This window comes from Streptomyces sp. NRRL B-3229 (assembly GCF_000719505.1).
Classification (GTDB): domain Bacteria; phylum Actinomycetota; class Actinomycetes; order Streptomycetales; family Streptomycetaceae; genus Streptomyces; species Streptomyces griseorubiginosus.
Genome location: NZ_JOGP01000010.1, coordinates 247,252 through 265,976, shown reverse-complemented (window position 1 = coordinate 265,976; position 18,725 = coordinate 247,252). Strand labels below are relative to the sequence as shown.

At 72.7% G+C, this 18,725-nt stretch carries 17 protein-coding genes; 12 read left to right on the top strand and 5 right to left on the bottom strand.

Annotation, left to right across the window (positions count from 1 at the left end):
• Nucleotides 1-15: 15 nt before the first annotated feature.
• The gene (paaN, locus tag IF54_RS0118960; RefSeq protein WP_030320142.1) at nucleotides 16-1,707 is read right to left on the bottom strand and encodes a phenylacetic acid degradation protein PaaN; all 1,692 of its coding nucleotides are present in this window, start codon (nucleotides 1,705-1,707) and stop codon (nucleotides 16-18) included.
• A 159-nt stretch (nucleotides 1,708-1,866) separates the two neighbouring features.
• On the opposite strand from paaN, the gene IF54_RS0118955 reads away from it, so the two are divergent.
• Genes IF54_RS0118955 through IF54_RS0118945 form a run of 3 tightly spaced genes read left to right on the top strand, consistent with a single transcriptional unit; the run spans nucleotide 1,867 to nucleotide 4,356 of the window.
• Nucleotides 1,867-3,384 carry a 3-hydroxyacyl-CoA dehydrogenase gene (locus IF54_RS0118955; protein WP_030320141.1) on the top strand — a complete coding sequence of 506 codons (1,518 nt, stop codon included), beginning with the start codon at nucleotides 1,867-1,869 and terminating at the stop codon, nucleotides 3,382-3,384.
• Nucleotides 3,381-3,971 (top strand): TetR/AcrR family transcriptional regulator, encoded by a 591-nt coding sequence (locus IF54_RS0118950; RefSeq protein WP_030320139.1) that lies wholly within the window; start codon nucleotides 3,381-3,383, stop codon nucleotides 3,969-3,971. Before IF54_RS0118955 ends, IF54_RS0118950 begins: the two co-directional genes overlap by 4 nt.
• 4 nt (nucleotides 3,972-3,975) lie before the next feature.
• Nucleotides 3,976-4,356 (top strand): SMI1/KNR4 family protein, encoded by a 381-nt coding sequence (locus IF54_RS0118945; RefSeq protein ID WP_030320133.1) that lies wholly within the window; start codon nucleotides 3,976-3,978, stop codon nucleotides 4,354-4,356.
• 3 nt (nucleotides 4,357-4,359) lie between these two features.
• On the opposite strand, the gene IF54_RS0118940 is transcribed toward IF54_RS0118945, so the two are convergent.
• A complete protein-coding gene (locus IF54_RS0118940) occupies nucleotides 4,360-4,845 on the bottom strand; it encodes an Lrp/AsnC family transcriptional regulator (protein WP_020134256.1) in 486 nt (161 codons plus the stop codon).
• 190 nt (nucleotides 4,846-5,035) lie between these two features.
• On the opposite strand from IF54_RS0118940, the gene pdhA reads away from it, so the two are divergent.
• The 6 genes from pdhA (at nucleotide 5,036) to IF54_RS0118910 (ending at nucleotide 12,170) form a co-directional block, all read left to right on the top strand.
• Entirely contained in the window at nucleotides 5,036-6,181 is a 1,146-nt protein-coding gene (gene pdhA / locus IF54_RS0118935) for a pyruvate dehydrogenase (acetyl-transferring) E1 component subunit alpha (protein WP_030320131.1), read from the top strand.
• Nucleotides 6,178-7,182, top strand: coding sequence for an alpha-ketoacid dehydrogenase subunit beta (locus tag IF54_RS0118930; RefSeq protein WP_030320129.1), 1,005 nt, complete (start codon nucleotides 6,178-6,180; stop codon nucleotides 7,180-7,182). Before pdhA ends, IF54_RS0118930 begins: the two co-directional genes overlap by 4 nt.
• On the top strand, nucleotides 7,182-8,546 hold the full coding sequence (locus IF54_RS0118925) for a dihydrolipoamide acetyltransferase family protein (RefSeq protein ID WP_030320128.1): 1,365 nt from the start codon (nucleotides 7,182-7,184) through the stop codon (nucleotides 8,544-8,546). Before IF54_RS0118930 ends, IF54_RS0118925 begins: the two co-directional genes overlap by 1 nt.
• Nucleotides 8,547-8,698: 152 nt before the next feature.
• Entirely contained in the window at nucleotides 8,699-9,646 is a 948-nt protein-coding gene (locus IF54_RS0118920) for an NTP transferase domain-containing protein (protein WP_030320127.1), read from the top strand.
• Nucleotides 9,643-11,067 carry a molybdopterin molybdotransferase MoeA gene (locus IF54_RS0118915; RefSeq protein WP_030320126.1) on the top strand — a complete coding sequence of 475 codons (1,425 nt, stop codon included), beginning with the start codon at nucleotides 9,643-9,645 and terminating at the stop codon, nucleotides 11,065-11,067. The genes IF54_RS0118920 and IF54_RS0118915 overlap by 4 nt, the downstream gene beginning before the upstream one ends.
• Nucleotides 11,064-12,170: a potassium channel family protein gene (locus tag IF54_RS0118910; protein WP_030320124.1), complete on the top strand. Its 1,107-nt coding sequence runs from the start codon at nucleotides 11,064-11,066 to the stop codon at nucleotides 12,168-12,170. Before IF54_RS0118915 ends, IF54_RS0118910 begins: the two co-directional genes overlap by 4 nt.
• A gap of 26 nt (nucleotides 12,171-12,196) precedes the next feature.
• Here the strand turns inward: IF54_RS0118910 and IF54_RS0118905 are convergent, their stop codons facing one another.
• Nucleotides 12,197-13,054: an ABC transporter permease gene (locus IF54_RS0118905; protein WP_030320122.1), complete on the bottom strand. Its 858-nt coding sequence runs from the start codon at nucleotides 13,052-13,054 to the stop codon at nucleotides 12,197-12,199.
• Nucleotides 13,051-14,049: an ATP-binding cassette domain-containing protein gene (locus IF54_RS0118900; protein ID WP_030320121.1), complete on the bottom strand. Its 999-nt coding sequence runs from the start codon at nucleotides 14,047-14,049 to the stop codon at nucleotides 13,051-13,053. Before IF54_RS0118900 ends, IF54_RS0118905 begins: the two co-directional genes overlap by 4 nt.
• 195 nt (nucleotides 14,050-14,244) lie before the next feature.
• Between IF54_RS0118900 and IF54_RS0118895 the strand changes: the two genes are divergently transcribed.
• Nucleotides 14,245-15,225, top strand: a complete 981-nt coding sequence (locus IF54_RS0118895) for an NAD(P)H-quinone oxidoreductase (RefSeq protein ID WP_030320120.1) — start codon at nucleotides 14,245-14,247, stop codon at nucleotides 15,223-15,225.
• A 115-nt stretch (nucleotides 15,226-15,340) separates the two neighbouring features.
• On the opposite strand, the gene IF54_RS0118890 is transcribed toward IF54_RS0118895, so the two are convergent.
• Nucleotides 15,341-16,042, bottom strand: a complete 702-nt coding sequence (locus IF54_RS0118890; RefSeq protein ID WP_030320118.1) for a hypothetical protein — start codon at nucleotides 16,040-16,042, stop codon at nucleotides 15,341-15,343.
• Between the two features lie 136 nt (nucleotides 16,043-16,178).
• Between IF54_RS0118890 and IF54_RS0118885 the strand changes: the two genes are divergently transcribed.
• Nucleotides 16,179-16,721 carry a bacterial proteasome activator family protein gene (locus IF54_RS0118885; protein WP_030320117.1) on the top strand — a complete coding sequence of 181 codons (543 nt, stop codon included), beginning with the start codon at nucleotides 16,179-16,181 and terminating at the stop codon, nucleotides 16,719-16,721.
• A gap of 398 nt (nucleotides 16,722-17,119) precedes the next feature.
• Nucleotides 17,120-18,688 carry a protein kinase domain-containing protein gene (locus IF54_RS0118880; protein ID WP_030320115.1) on the top strand — a complete coding sequence of 523 codons (1,569 nt, stop codon included), beginning with the start codon at nucleotides 17,120-17,122 and terminating at the stop codon, nucleotides 18,686-18,688.
• Nucleotides 18,689-18,725: the final 37 nt, after the last annotated feature.

Genomic DNA, 18,725 nt, shown 5'->3' with positions numbered 1-18,725 from the left:
TGAGCCCGGCCCTTCCTAGGCCTCCCGGCGCACCTCGACGACCCGGAACCGGTTCGCGACGAACGCGCCGTCGCACAGCGCGGAGTTCGCCGCCGGGTTTCCGCCGGAGCCGTGGAAGTCGGAGAACGCCGCCGTCTGGTTGACGTACACCCCGCCGACGAGGTTCAGCGACAGCTGTGCCGCCTCCTCCAGGCAGACCTCCTGGACGGCCTGCTCGACCTCCTCGTCGGTGGTGTAGGCGCCCACCGTCATCGCGCCCTTCTCGCGGATCGTCCGGCGCAGCAGCTCGACCCCGTCCGCGGCCGAGTCGACCGCCACGGCGAAGGACACCGGGCCGAAGCACTCGCTCATGTAGGCGGCCTCGTCGTCCGGCTTGGCGCCGTCCAGCTTGACGAGGACGGGGGTGCGCACGACCGCGCCCGGGAACTCCGGGTTGGTGACCTCGCGGGAGGCGAGGGCGACCTCGCCGAGCCCCGCCGCGGCCTCCACGCGTGCCTTCACGTCGGGGTTGACGATCGCCCCCAGCAGGGCGTTGGCGCGTGCGTCGTCGCCGAGGAGGCCGTCGACCGCGCGGGCGATGTCGGCGACCACCTCGTCGTAGGTCTTGGGGCCCTCGTCGGTGCGGATGCCGTCGCGGGGGATCAGGAGGTTCTGCGGGGTGGTGCACATCTGGCCGCTGTAGAGGGACAGCGAGAAGGCCAGGTTGGCGAGCATGCCCTTGTAGTCGCCGGCCGACTCGACGAACACCGAGTTGACGCCGGCCTTCTCGGTGTAGACCTGCGCCTGGCGGGCGTTGGCCTCCAGCCAGTCGCCGAACTCCGTCGAGCCGGTGTAGTCGATGATCCGGATCTCCGGTCGGGTGGCGAGGGTCTTCGCGATGCCCTCGCCGGGGCGTTCGGCGGCGAGCGCGACCAGGTTCGGGTCGAAGCCCGCCTCGGCGAGCACGGAGCGCGCCACCTGGACGGTGAGCGCGAGCGGCAGCACCGCGCGCGGGTGCGGCTTGACCAGGACGGCGTTGCCGGTGGCGAGGGAGGCGAACAGGCCCGGGTAGCCGTTCCAGGTCGGGAAGGTGTTGCAGCCGATGACCAGGCCGATGCCGCGCGGGACCGGCGTGAAGGCCTTGGTGAGCGCGAGCGGGTCGCGCTTGCCCTGCGGCTTGGTCCACTCCGCGGTGTCGGGGGTGCGGACCTGCTCCACGTACGCGTACGCCACCGCTTCCAGGCCGCGGTCCTGCGCGTGCGGGCCGCCCGCCTGGAACGCCATCATGAACGCCTGGCCGCTGGTGTGCATGACCGCGTGCGCGAACTCGTGGGTCCGGTCGCTGATCCGCTTGAGGATCTCGAGACACACCACCGCGCGGATCTCCGCGCCCGCGTCGCGCCAGGCCTTCTGGCCCGCCTTCATCGCGGGCAGCAGCACGTCCAGGTCCGCGTGCGGGTACTCGACGCCCAGCTCGATGCCGTACGGCGACACCTCGCCGCCCACCCAGTCGTCGGTGCCGGGCTGGCCGAGGTCGAGGCGGCTGCCGAGGAGGGCGTCGAAGGCGGCCTTGCCCGCGGCCATGTCGAGGCTGCCGTTCTCCCCGTAGGCCTTGGGGTGCTCCGGGTGCGGGGACCAGTACGCGCGGGTGCGGATCGCCTCCAGTGCCTGGTCGAGGGTGGGCCGGTGCGCGGCGATCAGCTCGTGGGCGGTCAGTTCGGCGGCCATGCGGGACCAACTCCTCGTCTTTCGAACTCTTCGTCGAGTCCATGACCTGGGCAGAACATGGGCAGGAAGGGCCGGACAGAGCTAGAGTAACCGAACGATCGGTCGGGACAAGGGGGTCCGCCGCATCTGTGGAAAACCCCGTGCGGGAGGATCGCGCACATGACAGGACTCGACCTCAGCAGCCCCGTGGCCGTCGTCGGCACCGGCACCATGGGCCAGGGCATCGCCCAGGTCGCGCTGGTCGCCGGGCACCCCGTGCGGCTCCACGACGCCGTCCCCGGCCGGGCCCGCGCGGCGGCCGACGCGATCGTCGCCCGCCTGGACCGGCTCGTCGAGAAGGGCCGGCTCAGTGCCGCCGACCGCGACGCCGCCCGCACCCGCCTGGTGGCCGCCGAGCATCTCGCCGACCTCGCGGACTGCACCCTGGTCGTCGAGGCCGTCCTGGAGCGCCTGGACGTCAAGCAGGAGCTGTTCCGCGCGCTCGAGGACGTCGTCGACGAGGACTGTCTGCTCGCCACCAACACCTCGTCCCTGTCGGTGACGGCCATCGGCGGCGCCCTGCGCCACCCGGGCCGGTTCGTGGGCCTGCACTTCTTCAACCCGGCGCCGCTGCTGCCGCTGGTCGAGGTCGTCTCCGGGTTCGCCACCGACGTCTCCTCGGCCACGCGCGCGTACGAGACGGCCCGCGCCTGGGGCAAGACACCGGTCGCCTGCGCCGACACCCCCGGCTTCATCGTCAACCGCATCGCGCGGCCCTTCTACGCCGAGGCGTTCGCGGTCCACGAGGCCCAGGGCGCGGAGCCCGCCACCATCGACGCGGTGCTGCGCGAGTGCGGCGGCTTCAAGATGGGCGCCTTCGAGCTGACCGACCTGATCGGGCAGGACGTCAACGAGTCGGTCACGCACTCGGTGTGGCGCGCCTTCTTCCAGGACGTGCGCTTCACGCCCTCCCTGGCCCAGCAGCGCCTGGTCGAGTCGGGCCGGCTCGGCCGCAAGAGCGGCCGGGGCTGGTACGACTACGCGGAGGGCGCCGAGCGCGACGAGCCGCACACCGCGGAGCGGGCCCCCGCGCCCGCCTACGTCGTCGTCGAGGGCGACCTGGGCCCCGCGTCCGAGCTGCTCGCGCTGATCCGCGAGGCGGGCATCCCGGTCCGTGAGGACGAGGAGGACCACGGCACCCGGCTGGTCCTGCCGAGCGGCGGACAGCTCGCGCTCGCCGACGGGCAGACCTCGGTGGAGTTCCGGGACGTCGTCTACTTCGACCTCGCGCTGGACTACCGCAAGGCCACCCGCATCGCCCTGTCCGCCTCCCAGGACACCGCCCAGCAGACCCTCTCCGAGGCCGTGGGGCTCTTCCAGGCGCTCGGCAAGGACGTCAGCGTCATCGGGGACGTACCCGGCATGATCGTCGCCCGCACGGTCGCCCGGATCGTGGACCTCGCGCACGACGCCGTCGCCAAGGGCGTGGCCACCGAGGAGGACATCGACACCGCGATGCGGCTCGGGGTGAACTACCCGCTCGGCCCCTTCGAGTGGAGCCGCAGGCTCGGCCGCAACTGGGCCTACAGCCTCCTCGACGACCTGCACCTGCGCGACCCCTCGGGGCGGTACGCGCCCTCGCTCGCGCTGTACCGGCACGCCTACGCCTCCGACAAGCGGGAGGGCAGCACCTCATGACGACCGCCAAGCGGGACACGTACACCCCCGAGACGCTGCTGTCCGTCGCCGTCCAGGTCTTCATCGAGCGCGGCTACGACGGCACCTCCATGGAGCACCTCTCCAAGGCCGCGGGCATCTCCAAGTCGTCGATCTACCACCACGTGACCGGCAAGGAGGAACTGCTGCGGCGGGCTGTCAGCCGGGCCCTGGACGGCCTGTTCGGCATCCTCGACGAGGAGCACGCGCGCGTGGGCCGTGCCTCGGACCGCCTCGAGTACGTCGTGCGGCGCATGGTCGAGGTGCTGATCGCCGAGCTGCCCTACGTCACCCTGCTGCTGCGCGTGCGCGGCAACACCGGCACCGAGCGCTGGGCGCTGGAGCGCCGCCGGGACTTCGACCACCGGGTCGCCGAGCTGCTGAAGGCGGCGGCCGCGGACGGCGACGTGCGCGACGACGTCGAGGTGCGGCTCGCGACCCGCCTGGTCTTCGGGATGATCAACTCCATCGTGGAGTGGTACCGCCCCGACGGGCGCGGCATGAACGAACGCGAGGTGGCGGACGCGGTGGCCCAGTTGATCTTCGGGGGACTGCGGAGGGCCGGCTGACCGCATGAGTGCCGACGACCTCCTCGCGAGAGCCGAGCGCCGCTTCGGCGTCCGGTTCCCGCAGGACTACCGGGACTTCCTGGCGGCGGAGGGGAGCATGAGCCGTTTCGTCCCTCCCGCGGGCGACTTCCTCGTGATCGGCCCCGTCGAGGACCTGGTCCCCGTGAACGAGGCCGGCGAGATCCAGGACCGGTTCCCCGGCGGGGTCGTCATCGGCGGGGACGGGGGCCGGGAGCTGCTCACCTACGACTTCCGGCAGGAGCCGCCGGGGCTTGTCCTGCTCGACATCTCGGCCCCGGACTGGTCGTCCGCCCTTCCCCAGGCGAGCTCGCTGTCCGGGCTGCTCGCGCGGTTCCCCGTCGCCGGATGGGGCTTCGGCGCCTGAGCGTCAGCCCTGCGGCTCCAGGTCCTCCTCCTCGAAGACCAGCAGGGTGCGGGTGCTCAGCACCTCCGGGATGGCCTGGAGCCGGGTGAGGACCAGCTCGCGCAGGGATCTGTTGTCCGGGGTGTGGACGAGCAGCAGCACATCGAAGTCGCCGCCGACCAGGGCGATGTGGGAAGCCCCGGGCAGCTGTCTGAGCTGCTCGCGGACCGTGCGCCAGGAGTTCTGGACGATCTTCAGGGTGATGTACGCCGAGGTGCCCTGGCCGGCCCGCTCGTGGTTGACGCGGGCTCCGAAACCGCGGATGACGCCGTCCTCGACGAGACGGTTGATACGGGCGTAGGCGTTGGCGCGGGAGACGTGCACCCGTTCGGCGACCGACCTTATCGACGCGCGGCCGTCCGCCTGGAGCATCTGGAGGATGTCCTGATCGATGGCGTCGAGCGGACGAGGGGGTGAAAGGGGGACCCCGTCCTCCGGGCTTTCGGCCATTTGTTCAGGTGTCATGTCCCCCCGCCTCCCTAGCATGGACGTACTGCGTCCATCTCAGGCTGTGGAGAACCGTTTGTCCACAGCCTGAGGGGCCCTGTAGCCAAAATGTGCCGACGACCGAACAATCGGTAGGTGAGGCGCCTCACACCCGTGCAGCGCCCGAAGCCGTCTCCCACGAGGAGGTGCCGTCATGACGGTCATGGAGCAGCGGGGCGCGTACCGGCCATCGCCGCCGCCCGCCTGGCAGCCCCGCACGGACCCCGCGCCCCTGCTGCCCGACCCGGAGCCCCACCGCGTCCTCGGCACCGACGCGGCCGCCGAGGCCGACCCGGCCCTGCTGCGCCGCCTGCACGCCCAGCTGGTCCGCGGCCGCCGCTACAACACGCAGGCGACCGCCCTCACCAAGCAGGGCCGTCTCGCCGTCTACCCCTCCAGCACCGGCCAGGAGGCCTGCGAGGTGGCCGCCGCGCTCGCGCTGGAGGACCGCGACTGGCTCTTCCCCAGCTACCGCGACACCCTCGCCGCCGTCGCCCGGGGCCTCGACCCCGTCCAGGCGCTCACGCTCCTGCGCGGCGACTGGCACACCGGCTACGACCCGCGCGAACACCGTGTGGCCCCCCTGTGCACCCCGCTCGCCACCCAGCTCCCGCACGCCGTCGGCCTCGCCCACGCGGCCCGCCTCAAGGGCGACGACGTGGTCGCGCTCGCCATGGTCGGCGACGGCGGCACCAGCGAGGGCGACTTCCACGAGGCGCTGAACTTCGCCGCCGTCTGGCAGGCCCCGGTGGTCTTCCTGGTCCAGAACAACGGCTTCGCGATCTCCGTCCCGCTCGCCAAGCAGACCGCGGCCCCGTCGCTGGCCCACAAGGCCGTCGGCTACGGCATGCCGGGCCGGCTGGTCGACGGCAACGACGCGGTCGCCGTCCACGAGGTCCTCACCGCCGCCGTACGCCACGCGCGCGCGGGCGGCGGACCCACCCTGGTCGAGGCGATCACCTACCGCGTGGACGCCCACACCAACGCCGACGACGCGACCCGCTACCGCGGCGACGCCGAGGTCGAGACCTGGCGCGGACACGACCCGATCGCCCTCCTGGAGCACGAACTGACCGAGCGCGGGCTGATCGACGAGGCCGGCCTGGAAGCCGTGCGCCAGGACGCCGAGGTCTTCGCCGCCGCGCTGCGCGACGGCATGAACCAGGACCCGGTCCTCGACCCCATGGACCTCTTCGCCCACGTCTACGCCGAGCCCACCCCGCAACTGCGTGAACAGCAGGCCCAGTTGCGCGCCGAGCTGGACGCCGAGCACGACTCCCACGGGGGTGCGCACCGATGACCACCGTCGCCCTCAAACCGGCCACGATGGCGCAGGCCCTCACGCGCGCGCTGCGCGACGCGATGGCGGCCGACCCGACCGTGCACGTCATGGGTGAGGACGTCGGCACCCTCGGCGGGGTCTTCCGGGTCACCGACGGACTCGCCAAGGAGTTCGGCGAGGACCGCTGCACGGACACCCCGCTCGCCGAGGCCGGCATCCTCGGCACCGCGGTCGGCATGGCGATGTACGGCCTGCGCCCGGTCGTGGAGATGCAGTTCGACGCCTTCGCCTACCCGGCGTTCGAGCAGCTGATCAGCCATGTGGCGAAGATGCGCAACCGCACCCGCGGCGCGATGCCGCTCCCGATCACCATCCGGGTCCCCTACGGCGGCGGCATCGGCGGCGTCGAGCACCACAGCGACTCCTCCGAGGCGTACTACATGGCGACCCCCGGCCTCCAGATCGTCACCCCCGCGACCGTCGCCGACGCCTACGGACTGCTGCGCGCGGCGATCGCCTCCGACGACCCCGTCGTCGTCCTGGAGCCCAAGCGCCTGTACTGGTCCAAGGACACCTGGAACCCGGAAGACCCGCAGCCCGTCGAACCCATCGGCCGCGCGGTGGTGCGGCGCCCGGGCCGCAGCGCCACCCTCATCACCTACGGCCCGTCCGTGCCCGTGTGCCTCGAAGCCGCCGAGGCCGCGCGCGAGGAGGGCTGGGACCTCGAAGTGGTCGACCTGCGCTCCCTGGTGCCGTTCGACGACGACACCGTCGCGGCCTCCGTACGGCGGACCGGGCGTGCCGTCGTCGTGCACGAGTCGGGCGGGTTCGGCGGACCGGGCGGGGAGATCGCGGCCAGGGTCACCGAGCGCTGCTTCCACCATCTGGAGGCGCCGGTGCTGCGCGTGGCCGGGTTCGACATCCCCTACCCGCCGCCGATGCTGGAGCGTCACCACCTGCCCGGCGTCGACCGGATCCTGGACGCGGTGGGACGGCTGCAATGGGAGGCGGAGAACTGATGGCGCAGGTGCTGGAGTTCAAACTGCCCGACCTCGGCGAGGGCCTGACCGAGGCGGAGATCGTCCGCTGGCTGGTCGAGGTCGGCGACGTCGTCGCGGTCGACCAGCCGGTCGTCGAGGTGGAGACCGCCAAGGCGATGGTCGACGTCCCCTGCCCCTACGCGGGCGTCGTCACGGCCCGCTACGGCGAGGAGGGCAGCGAGCTTCCCGTCGGAGCGCCGCTGATCACGGTGGCCGTGGGAGCGCCGGCCTCCGGCGGCCCGGCCGAGGTCCCGCAGACCGAGGCCCCCAGGGCCGAGGGCTCGGGGAACGTCCTCGTCGGCTACGGCACCTCGGACGCCCCCGCGCGCCGGCGCAGGGTGCGGCGGGAGCAGCAGGTCCTCACACCGGTGAACGGTCGGCCGGCACCGGAAGCCCCCGAGGCCAGCCAGCCGGCACCGGAAGCCCGCAGAGCGGTCGAGGGTCCCGTCGCCGTGATCTCGCCGCTCGTCCGCCGCCTCGCCCGCGAGAACGGCCTCGACCTGAGGGCACTCACCGGCTCCGGCCCCGACGGACTGATCCTGCGGGCCGACGTCGAGGACGCCCTGCGGACCGCCGCGACACCGGCACCGGCCACCACCGCCGCACCACCGGCACCGGTCACCACCGCGGCGACGGCCACCGCGGCAGCCCCCGCCGGCACCCGCGTCCCCCTCAAGGGCGTGCGGGGCGCGGTCGCCGACAAGCTCTCCCGCAGCCGGACCGAGATCCCCGACGCCACCTGCTGGGTGGATGCCGACGCGACGGAACTCATGCGGGCCCGCACCGCGATGAACGCCGCCGGGGGGCCGAAGATCTCCCTGATCGCGCTGCTCGCCCGGATCTGCACCGCCGCCCTCGTCCGGTTCCCCGAGCTCAACTCCACCGTCGACACGGCCGCCCGGGAGATCGTGCGGCTGGACGCCGTCCACCTCGGGTTCGCCGCCCAGACCGAGCGGGGCCTGGTCGTGCCGGTCGTGAAGGACGCGCACGGCCGGGACGCCGAGGCACTGTCCGCGGAGTTCGCCCGGCTCACCGAGGCCGCCCGCACCGGCAGTCTCACCCCGGCCGAACTCACCGGCGGCACCTTCACGTTGAACAACTACGGCGTGTTCGGCGTCGACGGCTCCACGCCGATCATCAACCACCCCGAGGCGGCCATGCTCGGCGTCGGCCGGATCGTCCCCAAGCCGTGGGTGCACGAGGGCGAACTGGCGGTGCGTCAGGTCGTCCAGCTCTCGCTCACCTTCGACCACCGGGTCTGCGACGGCGGCACGGCGGGCGGCTTCCTGCGGTACGTGGCCGACTGCGTGGAACAGCCCGCGGTCCTGCTGCGCACCCTGTGAGCGGGGGCCTTCCGCCCACCCCGTGAGCTCGGCCCGCCCACCCGGTGAGTGGGGCCCGCACTCCCAAGTGAGTGCGGCCCGGCGGCCGTACACGCGGATCACGGCGCCGCCCGATCGTTCCCTGTGATCGCGGCGGCACGCATACTCGGGGGGTGACCGCGCACGAGCCCCCGGACGCCCAGGACCCCCAAGGCACACCGGGCACCCCCGGGACCGCAGCCGCCTACGACGTGGTCGTGCTCGCCGGGGGCGCCGCCCGGCGGCTCGGCGGCGCCGACAAGCCCGGTGTGCGGGTGGGCGGACGGGCCTTGCTCGACCGGGTCCTCGCCGCCTGCGCCGACGCCCGCACCACCGTCGTCGTCGCCGATCCCCGCCCCACGCTCCGGGACATCACCTGGGCCCGCGAGGACCCGCCCGGCGGCGGCCCGCTCGCCGCCCTCGACGCCGGTCTGCGGCACACCAGCGCCCGGCACGTCCTCGTGCTCTCCGCGGACCTGCCCTTCCTCCAGGAGGGCGCCGTCCGGCTGCTGCTGACCGTCCTGCGCACGGGGGGCGCCGACGGCGCACTGCTCACCGACGCCGACGGCCGCGACCAGCCGCTGGTGGCCGCGTACCGCGCACCCTCGCTGCGCCATGAACTCGCCGCGCTCACCAAGGAGCACGGCACCCTTGCCGGCCTCCCCCTGCGCCGGCTGACCGGCGCGCTCGACCTCACCCGCGTCCCCGACCCCGTCGCGTCCTTCGACTGCGACACCTGGGACGACATCGCCACCGCCAGGGCACGCATCAGGGAGCATGAGCACGTGTTGGATGAATGGATTTCCGCAGTCAAGGACGAGCTGGGCATCGACCTCGAGGTCGACACCGGGGTGCTGCTCGACCTCGCACGGGACGCCGCGCATGGCGTGGCCAGGCCCGCGGCCCCGCTGACCACCTTCCTCGTCGGCTACGCGGCCGCACAGGCGGGAGGTGACCCCGAGGCGGTCGCCGAGGCCTCCCGCAAGGCCGCCGCCCTGGCCGTGCGCTGGGCCGAGGAGAGCGAAAAGGACACCGACGCCACGCCAGGCGCCGCCCCCGGCACCCGCCCGGACGCCGGATGACCGCCCGGTCCCTGCGCACCGGAGAGAACACCGGGCCCGCCGAGGACGCCGACGAGCTCGACGTCGAGGAGGCGCTGGCCCTCGTGAGGAACGACCGCGCCCCGGGCGACCACCCGCCCGCGGCGGGCGGCACACCCGCCGGGCCCGGGCCGCGGCACACGCCGGGACACGGGGACCGCCCGCCGACCGCACACCGCCCCGACGCCCACCACAAGGCCACCCCGTGGCCGGAGGCCCGCGCCACCGCCGCCCGGGCCGCCCGCGCGGTCACCCGTGGCGCCCGCCGCGCCCCCGTGTCCGTACGGCTCGACGACGCCCTCGGCCTCACCCTGGCCGCCCCCCTTGACGCCCTCACCGACCTCCCCTCCTTCGACACCTCCGCCATGGACGGCTGGGCGGTCTCCGGACCCGGCCCCTGGTCCGTACGGGACGAGGGAGTCCTGGCCGGACACGCCGAGCCGACCCCCCTGGCCGACGGCGAGGCGGCCCGGATCGCCACCGGCGCCCGCATCCCGGCGGAGACCACCGGCGTCCTGCGCAGCGAGCACGGACAGCTGGACGAGAAGGGCCGACTGCACGCGACCCGCGATGTGGCGCACGGCCAGGACATCCGCCCGCGCGGCCAGGAGTGCCGCAGCGGCGACCAGCTCCTCCCGCCCGGCACCCTCGTCACCCCGGCCGTCCTGGGCCTGGCCGCTGCCGCCGGCTACGACACCCTCACCGCCGTCCCCCGCCCCCGCGTCGACGTCCTCGTCCTCGGCGACGAACTGCTCACCGAGGGCACCCCGCGGGGCGGCCTGATCCGGGACGCCCTCGGCCCGATGCTGCCGCCCTGGCTGCGTGCCCTCGGTGCCGAGGTGACCGCCGTTCGGCGGCTCGGCGACTCCGCGGAGGCCCTGCACCAGGCGGTCAGCGGTTCCACGGCCGACGTGATCGTCACGACCGGCGGCACCGCGGCCGGCCCCGTCGACCACGTCCACCCCACCCTGGATCGCATCGGCGCCGAGCTCCTGGTCGACGGGGTGAAGGTGCGTCCGGGCCACCCCATGCTGCTGGCCCGCACCAAGGAGAACCAGCACCTCGTCGGGCTGCCCGGCAACCCCCTGGCGGCCGTCTCCGGCCTGCTCACGCTCGCCGAGCCGCTGCTGCGCACCCTGGCCGCACGGCCGGCCCCGGAGCCGTACACGCTGCCCCTGCGGGACGAGGCGCACGGCCACCCGTACGACACCAGGCTCGTGCCGGTCGTCCTGCGTGGGGACAGCGCGGTCCCGCTGCACTACAACGGTCCGGCCATGCTGCGGGGCATCGCGGCCGCCGACGCCCTGGCCGTCGTACCGCCCGGGGGCGCGCGGCCGGGGCAGGAGGCCGAACTGCTCGATCTGCCCTGGGCGTCCGCCGGAATCGGGGTGTGTTTCACGTGAAACTTCCGGGCCATGACGCCATCGCGCGCCAGGCGGACGAGCATCTCGTGACCCACAAGGTGAAGCTGCCGCGCAAGGTGGTGGAACATCCGTTCCGCCAGGTCGCCAAGCGGGTGCTGATGGCCCTGCTGGTGCTCACGGCGACCGCCCTGATCGTCTACCTCGACCGCGACGGCTACAACGACAACTCCGACCGGTCCGTCGACTTCCTCGACTCCTGGTACTACGCGACCGTCACGCTCTCCACGACCGGATACGGCGACATCACCCCGGTCAGCGACGCCGCCCGGCTCACCAACATCTTCGTCATCACGCCCCTGCGGGTGCTGTTCCTGATCATCCTGGTCGGCACCACGCTGGAGGTTCTCACCGAACGCACCCGGGAGGCATGGCGACTCGACCGCTGGAGGTCCACCTTGCGCGACCACACCGTAGTGATCGGCTTCGGAACCAAGGGGCGTTCCGCGATCCAGACCGTCTGCGCGACGGGCCTGAAGAAGGAGCAGGTCGTGGTGGTCGACCCCAGTGGAAAGGCCATCGAGGCCGCGACCGCCGAAGGCTACGCCGGGGTGATAGGGGATGCGACCCGCAGCGAGGTGCTGAAACGGGCCGAGGTGCACAGGGCCCGGAAGATCATCATCGCCACCCAGCGGGACGACACGGCGGTCCTGGTGACGCTGACGGCCCGACAGCTCAACAAGGCCGCGAAGATCGTGGCCGCGGTGCGCGAGGAGGAGAACGCGCCGCTGCTCAAGCAGTCCGGGGCCGACGCGGTCATCACCAGCGCCAGCGCGGCCGGCCGTCTCCTCGGTCTGTCGGTGCTCAGTCCCGCGGCCGGCATGGTGATGGAGGACCTGATCCATCAGGGCAGCGGGCTCGACATCGTGGAACGGCCGGTCATAAAGGCCGAGGTGGGCCTGACGGCACGGCAGACGGACGACCTGGTGGTGAGCGTGCTGCGCGGGCACCGGGTGCTCGGTTACGACGATCCGGCCGTCGGGACGCTGGAACTGACGGACCGGCTGATCACCATCGTGCGGGTGTCGCCGGGGGCCCAGGTGGCCCCCGATGCGCGCCCGCTGCCCCCGATGCCGTCCAGCTGATCACCGGCGGCAGGTCTTCGGGCTGGTCACTTGCGGTTGTACAGGCGCATGGTGACCGGCCCGAAGACCGCGACGAACAGGCCCGCCCACCCCAGCGACCAGGCGATCTCGTCGGCGGGCCAGTCGCCCGCCATCAGTTCGCGCACCGCCGAGGACAGATGGGTGATGGGGCTGTTGTTGACGAAGGCCTGGAGCCAGCCCGGCATGGTCCTCGGGTCGACGAAGACGTTGGACAGGAAGGTCAGCGGGAAGATCACCATCATGCTGACGCCCATCACCGACTTCTCGGTGCGCAGCAGCAGCCCGAACATCGTCCAGATCCACGAGAACGCGAACGAGAAGACGACGAGGAGCGCGATCCCGGCGAGCACACCGCCGACCCCGCCGTCCGGGCGGTAGCCGAGGATCACTCCCACGGTGAGCATCACGACCGACGCAATGGTGTAGCGCAGGGCGTCGCCGAGGAGATAGCCGACCATCGTCGACGGCCGCCAGATGGGCAGCGAGCGGAACCGGTCGAAGACGCCCTTCTCGATGTCGGTGTTGACCGAGACACCGGTGTACATCGTGATCATCACGACCGACATGACGAGGATGCCGGGCAGCAGGAACTGGATGTACTCCTCCGGGGAGCCGGCCAGAGCGCCCCCGAACAGGTACGTGTACATCAGCACCATCATGATCGGGAAGGCGGTGACGTCGAAGAGCTGCTCCGGCACGTGCTTGATCTTGAGGATCGCCCGCCAGCCGAAGGTCAGCGAGGCCGACAGGGCGCTCGGGCGCGGCGGTCGCTCCCCGGTGACCAGCAGCGCGGCCAGCGACTCGGCGCTGACGGGTGCGAGGTCCTTCGCTGCCTTGTCGTGAGGCTGGGTCACGGTGCTCATGCCGCCATCTCCTCGGCGTCGGTGTCGTCGGTGGGGTGTCCGGTGAGGGCGAGGAACACCTCGTCCAGGCTGGGCTGGCCCAGCGAGAAGTTGTCGACGGTGATGCCGGTGCGGGCCAGTTCCGCCAGGGCCCGCGAGGCCTGCTCGGCGGCCGTGTCTCCGGTCGCCGAACCGAGCCGGGCCGACAGCGCGACCGGGTCCGGTTCCAGTTGCACCCGGGCGTCCAGGGCCCGCCGCAGGATCTCCGCCGCCTCGGGGCGCCGCCCGCTCTCGCGCAGGCGCAGATGGACGGTCCCGGCGCCCACGGACGCCTTCAGCTCGCCCTTGGTGCCCTCGGCGATCACCCTGCCGTGGTCGATGACGGCGATCCGGGAAGCCAGCTGGTCGGCCTCGTCCAGGTACTGCGTGGTCAGCAGGACGGTGGTGCCCTGGGCGACGACCGCGCGCACGATGTCCCAGACCTGGTTGCGGGAGCGCGGGTCGAGCCCGGTGGTGGGCTCGTCGAGGAAGAGCAGGTCAGGGGTGTTGAGGATGGACGCGGCGATGTCGATACGGCGCCGCATGCCGCCCGAGTAGTGCTTGACCTGCTTGGTCGCGGCCTCCGACAGCCCGAACGCCTCCAGCAGCCGGCCGGCGCGCTCACGGGCGGCCTTCTTGTGGTGTCCGAGGAGTCGGCCCAGCAGGACCAGGTTCTCGGTGCCGGTGAGGTCCTCGTCGACGGAGGCGTACTGGCCGGTGAGACTGACCCGGCCGCGGACCTCGTCGGCCTCGCGGACGACGTCGTGGCCGAAGACATGGGCCTCGCCGCCGTCCGGCCGCAGCAGGGTGGCGAGCATCTTCACGGTCGTGGTCTTGCCGGCGCCGTTCGGGCCGAGGACGCCGTAGACCGTGCCGGCCGGCACCGCCAGGTCGACTCCGTCGACGGCCCTGGTGTCACCGAACGTCTTCACGAGGCCCGCGGTCTCGATCGCCAGGGCTGACGTGTGCTGGCTCATGGGGCGGGTTCCTTCCGCGTGCTTGGCTACGCATGGGGAGACCTTTACCGTCGCGGAAACTCATCGGTGACAGGGGATTTTCGGAGCGGGCGCCAACCGGGGTGCCCTGGCGGGTTGTCGGGCGGGCGCGGCGCCGTTGTGGCTGGTCGCGCAGTTCCCCGCGCCCCTCAGGTGGGTGCAGGTAGCGTCGGTTACATGTATGCGATCACGATTCCTGAACCCGGTGGGCCCGAGGCGCTGGTGTGGAGCGAGGTTTCCGATCCTGTCGCCGGCGAAGGTGAGGTGCTGGTCGATGTGGTGGCCGGGGCCGTCAACCGTGCCGACATCCTCCAGCGCCAGGGCTTCTACGACCCGCCGCCCGGCGCCTCCCCCTACCCCGGCCTGGAGTGCTCAGGGCGCATCGCCGCACTCGGCCCCGGGGTCTCCGGCTGGGCCGTCGGCGACGAGGTGTGCGCCCTGCTCGGGGGCGGCGGCTACGCCGAGAAGGTCGCCGTACCGGCCGGGCAGCTGCTGCCGGTGCCCAAGGGCCTCGACGTGACGCGGGCGGCCGCGCTGCCGGAGGTGGTCTGCACGGTCTGGTCGAACGTGTTCATGGTCGCCCACCTGCGCCCCGGCGAGACGCTCCTCGTGCACGGCGGCTCCAGCGGCATCGGCACGATGGCGATCCAGCTCGCGAAGGCCGTGGGCGCCAAGGTCGCGGTGACGGCGGGCACGCGGGCCAAGCTGGACCGCTGTGCCGAACTCGGCGCGGACATCCTGATCAACTACCGGGAGCAGGACTTCGTCGAGGAGATCAAGAAGGCGACCGACGGTGCCGGGGCCGACGTCATCCTCGACAACATGGGCGCCAAGTACCTCGACCGCAACATCCAGGCGCTCGCCGTCAACGGACGGCTCGCGATCATCGGCATGCAGGGCGGCATCAAGGGCGAACTGAACATCGCCGCGCTGCTGAACAAGCGGGCCGCGATCAGCGCGACCTCGCTGCGGGCCCGGCCGACGTCCGAGAAGACGGCGATCGTGGCGGCCGTACGCGAGCATGTGTGGCCCCTGCTGGACGCCGGGCACGTGCGTCCCGTCGTCGACCGGGAACTGCCGATGAGCGACGCGGCCGCCGCCCACCGGGTCGTCGAGGAGAGCGGCCACATCGGCAAGGTACTGCTGGTCACGCCCTGAACGCAGGCCCCATGGTCACGTCCTGATCGCAGGCCCCATGGTCACGTCCTGACCGCAGGTCCTGCTGGTCACGCCCCTGACCGCGGGTCCCCTGGTCGCGTACCGACCGCAGGTCCTAAGCGCGGCGCAGCCGAAGGGCGAACAGGGCGAGGCCGATCCCCAGACCGATCAGCACCAGCCCCGTGCCGAGCGGCAGGATGAACACCTTGGCCGCGGTCCGTGCCGCACCGCGCGGCGCGGCCGCGGCGGTCGCGCGCGGCGGCTCCGACACGGCGGTGAGGTCACCGTCATCGGTGCCGCTCCCGGTGGAGTCGGTGCCGTCCTCTGTGGCGTCGGTGGAGTCGTCGTCCTCCGGCGGAGGCTCCTCCCGCCGCCCGGGCCGCTCCCGCCCCTCGCCGGCCCGGCTGCCGGCCCGGGAGGGGGTGGCGGCGGACGGGGCGGGTGCGAGAGAGGGCGAGGGGGAGGCGCGGTGGGGGCCGTGGGCCTGGGGGGAGTCGGCGGGGTGTGAGGGGTGCGGGCTGTTCCTCGGCTCGTGGTCCGCGGGCGGAGCCGACGCCGTGTGTGAGGGGGCGGCGCTCGGGCCGGGCACAGCCGTGCCCGCCGCCCGTCGATGAACCGGCCCGTGAGTCGGCGCGGAGAGCCCCGGGGACGGCCGCTGCAAGGCGCCCGGCGAGGTCCCGCCGACGGCGGACAGCAGGGGCCGGGGCCCGGCTTCGTACGGCTGGATCGTGCCCGCGGGCCATCCCCCGGACGGCAGGACGGCCGTGCTCGACCCCACCACGAGCGCCAGTACCGTCGCGTGCAGCCAGGGAGTCACGGGACAAGACTGACATTCAGGTCGCTGACCGGCATTCCGGGCGAGGCGCAGGTGTCGATCCGCAGCCGGAACGGTGGATCAGCCCGCACCGGGGGCACCCCACCGGAGAGATGTACGGGTGCGAGAGAATGGCCGCATGGAGATGCCGAGGAACGAAGGTTCGCCGGAAGCCCCCCAGATCCTGGTCGTGGGTCAGGACGGGATGGCACTGGGCGGCGGGGGTGACGAAGACTCCCGCGAGGTTCCGGTCACGGAGATGGTCGAGCAGCCCGCGAAGGTCATGCGGATCGGCAGCATGATCAAGCAGCTGCTCGAAGAGGTGCGCGCGGCTCCCCTCGACGAGGCCAGCCGGGCCCGCCTCAAGGAGATCCACTCCAGCTCGGTGAAGGAGCTGGAGGACGGCCTGGCCCCGGAGCTCGTGGAGGAGCTGGAGCGGCTCTCCCTGCCCTTCAACGAGGACGCGACCCCGAGCGACGCGGAACTGCGCATCGCACAGGCCCAGTTGGTGGGCTGGCTGGAGGGCCTCTTCCACGGGATCCAGACCACCCTGTTCGCCCAGCAGATGGCCGCGCGGGCCCAGCTGGAGTCGATGCGCCGCGCCCTCCCGCCGGGCGTCGGCGGCCACGAGGAGGGCGGTGACCCGCGCGCGGGCGGCCGCTCGGGCGGACCGTACCTGTAGACGCGGACCGTATCCCCAGACGTCGTACGACCAGGGGCCCGGCAGCGTCGGCTGCCGGGCCCTTCCTGTCAGGTCGGGCGCCGGAAGCGCTCGTTCGGGTTCTTCTTCCGTGACCTTGGACACGGCGTGCGACCCGTGACACGGCCCGTCGGCCCGTCGGACGCGGTGCCCGTTCCGTGACCGTACGGGAAAGATGGGTCGCGCGGGCGTTACAGGTGGCCCACCACCGGTACACAGGATTTGCACGCCGAGACGTAGTACAGGTTTGATGACCGGTCCGTCTCGGGCCGGCCCCCGGGCTCATCCCGGACCGGCGGCTTGCGCGAAGGCTGTAGCGTGGCCGACGGAGACCGTAACAACACCGCGCGCACCGCGGGCAGAAACGACGGCGAGGACCGATGGCACAGCAGCAGCGCGCTCAGGGCCCGTCCGACCCCGAGGCGACTGGCGGCGGAATGTCAGATGCGCCGGAGCTGTGGGGTAACGGCGGACTGGTCGGGGACGGCCGGTACCGGCTGACCCGCAGACTCGGCCGGGGCGGGATGGCCGAGGTGTTCGCGGCCGAGGACGTACGGCTCGGACGCACCGTGGCGGTCAAGCTGCTCCGCGCCGACCTCGCCGAGGACCCGACCTCCAAGGCCCGCTTCACGCGCGAGGCCCAGTCCGTGGCAGGCCTCAACCACCACGCGATCGTCGCCGTGTACGACTCCGGCGAGGACTACGTGGGCGGCCAGTCCGTGCCGTACATCGTCATGGAGATCGTCGAGGGACGGACGATCCGCGACCTGCTGCTCAACGCCGAGGCGCCCGGGCCCGAGCAGGCCCTGATCATCGTCTCCGGGGTCCTGGAGGCGCTCGCCTACTCGCACCAGCACGGCATCGTGCACCGCGACATCAAGCCGGCGAACGTGATCATCACGCACAACGGCGCGGTCAAGGTGATGGACTTCGGCATCGCCCGCGCCCTGCACGGCGCGTCCACCACGATGACGCAGACCGGCATGGTCATGGGCACCCCGCAGTACCTCTCCCCCGAGCAGGCCCTCGGCAAGGCCGTCGACCACCGCTCTGACCTGTACGCGACGGGCTGTCTCCTCTACGAACTCCTCGCCCTCAGGCCCCCCTTCACCGGCGAGACCCCGCTGTCCGTCGTCTACCAGCACGTCCAGGACATCCCGACGCCCCCCTCCCAGGTCTCCCAGTCGGTCCCACCGGAGCTCGACGGCCTGGTCATGCGCTCGCTCGCCAAGGAGCCGGACGACCGTTTCCAGACGGCCGAGGAGATGCGCGGGCTCGTCCAGTACGGCCTCCAGATGCTGTACGACCAGGGCGGCCACACCGGCACCTGGAACACCGGCCCCGTGACGGCGCACGACGGTCGCGGCACGCCCCCCGCGGGCTTCGCGAGCACCAGCGTGCTGCCGCACCCCGGCGCCGCCTCCGGCACCACCCAGATCCCGCAGCCGATCCTGCCGGGCGGCTACGGCGGCGGGGACGACGGCGGCTTCGAGGGCCACGGCAACCGGGGCAGCGGCCGCGGCAAGCTGTGGATACTGGCCGTCCTCGCGGTGATCGCGGTCGCGGCGGGTGTCGCGCTGGCGCTCAACGGCGGCGGCAAGGGCAGCGGCGGCACCGAGACCAGTCCGACGGCGACCACCTCGAAGTCCACCGACGACCAGTCGGCCAGCGAGACGCCCAGCGAGACGCAGACGGACGACTCGACCGACACGTCCACGGACGACAGCGGCTCGGGCGGCTCCAACTACACGCCCTCCTACACCCCGTCGTACACGCGCTCCTACTCCCCGTCTCCCACGCCCACCGAGCCGACGGCGACGGCGACGGAGCCCACGGAGACGGCGGAGCCGACGGAGACGGCGACGGCCGGTCCCACGGTGACGGGTGATCCGACGGGCGGCGGCGGTCTCGTGGGCGGCGGGGGCGGCGACGGAGGCGGCGACTCCTGATCCGCTGAAGTCCTCCACGCGCGCGTGGGTCCATGAA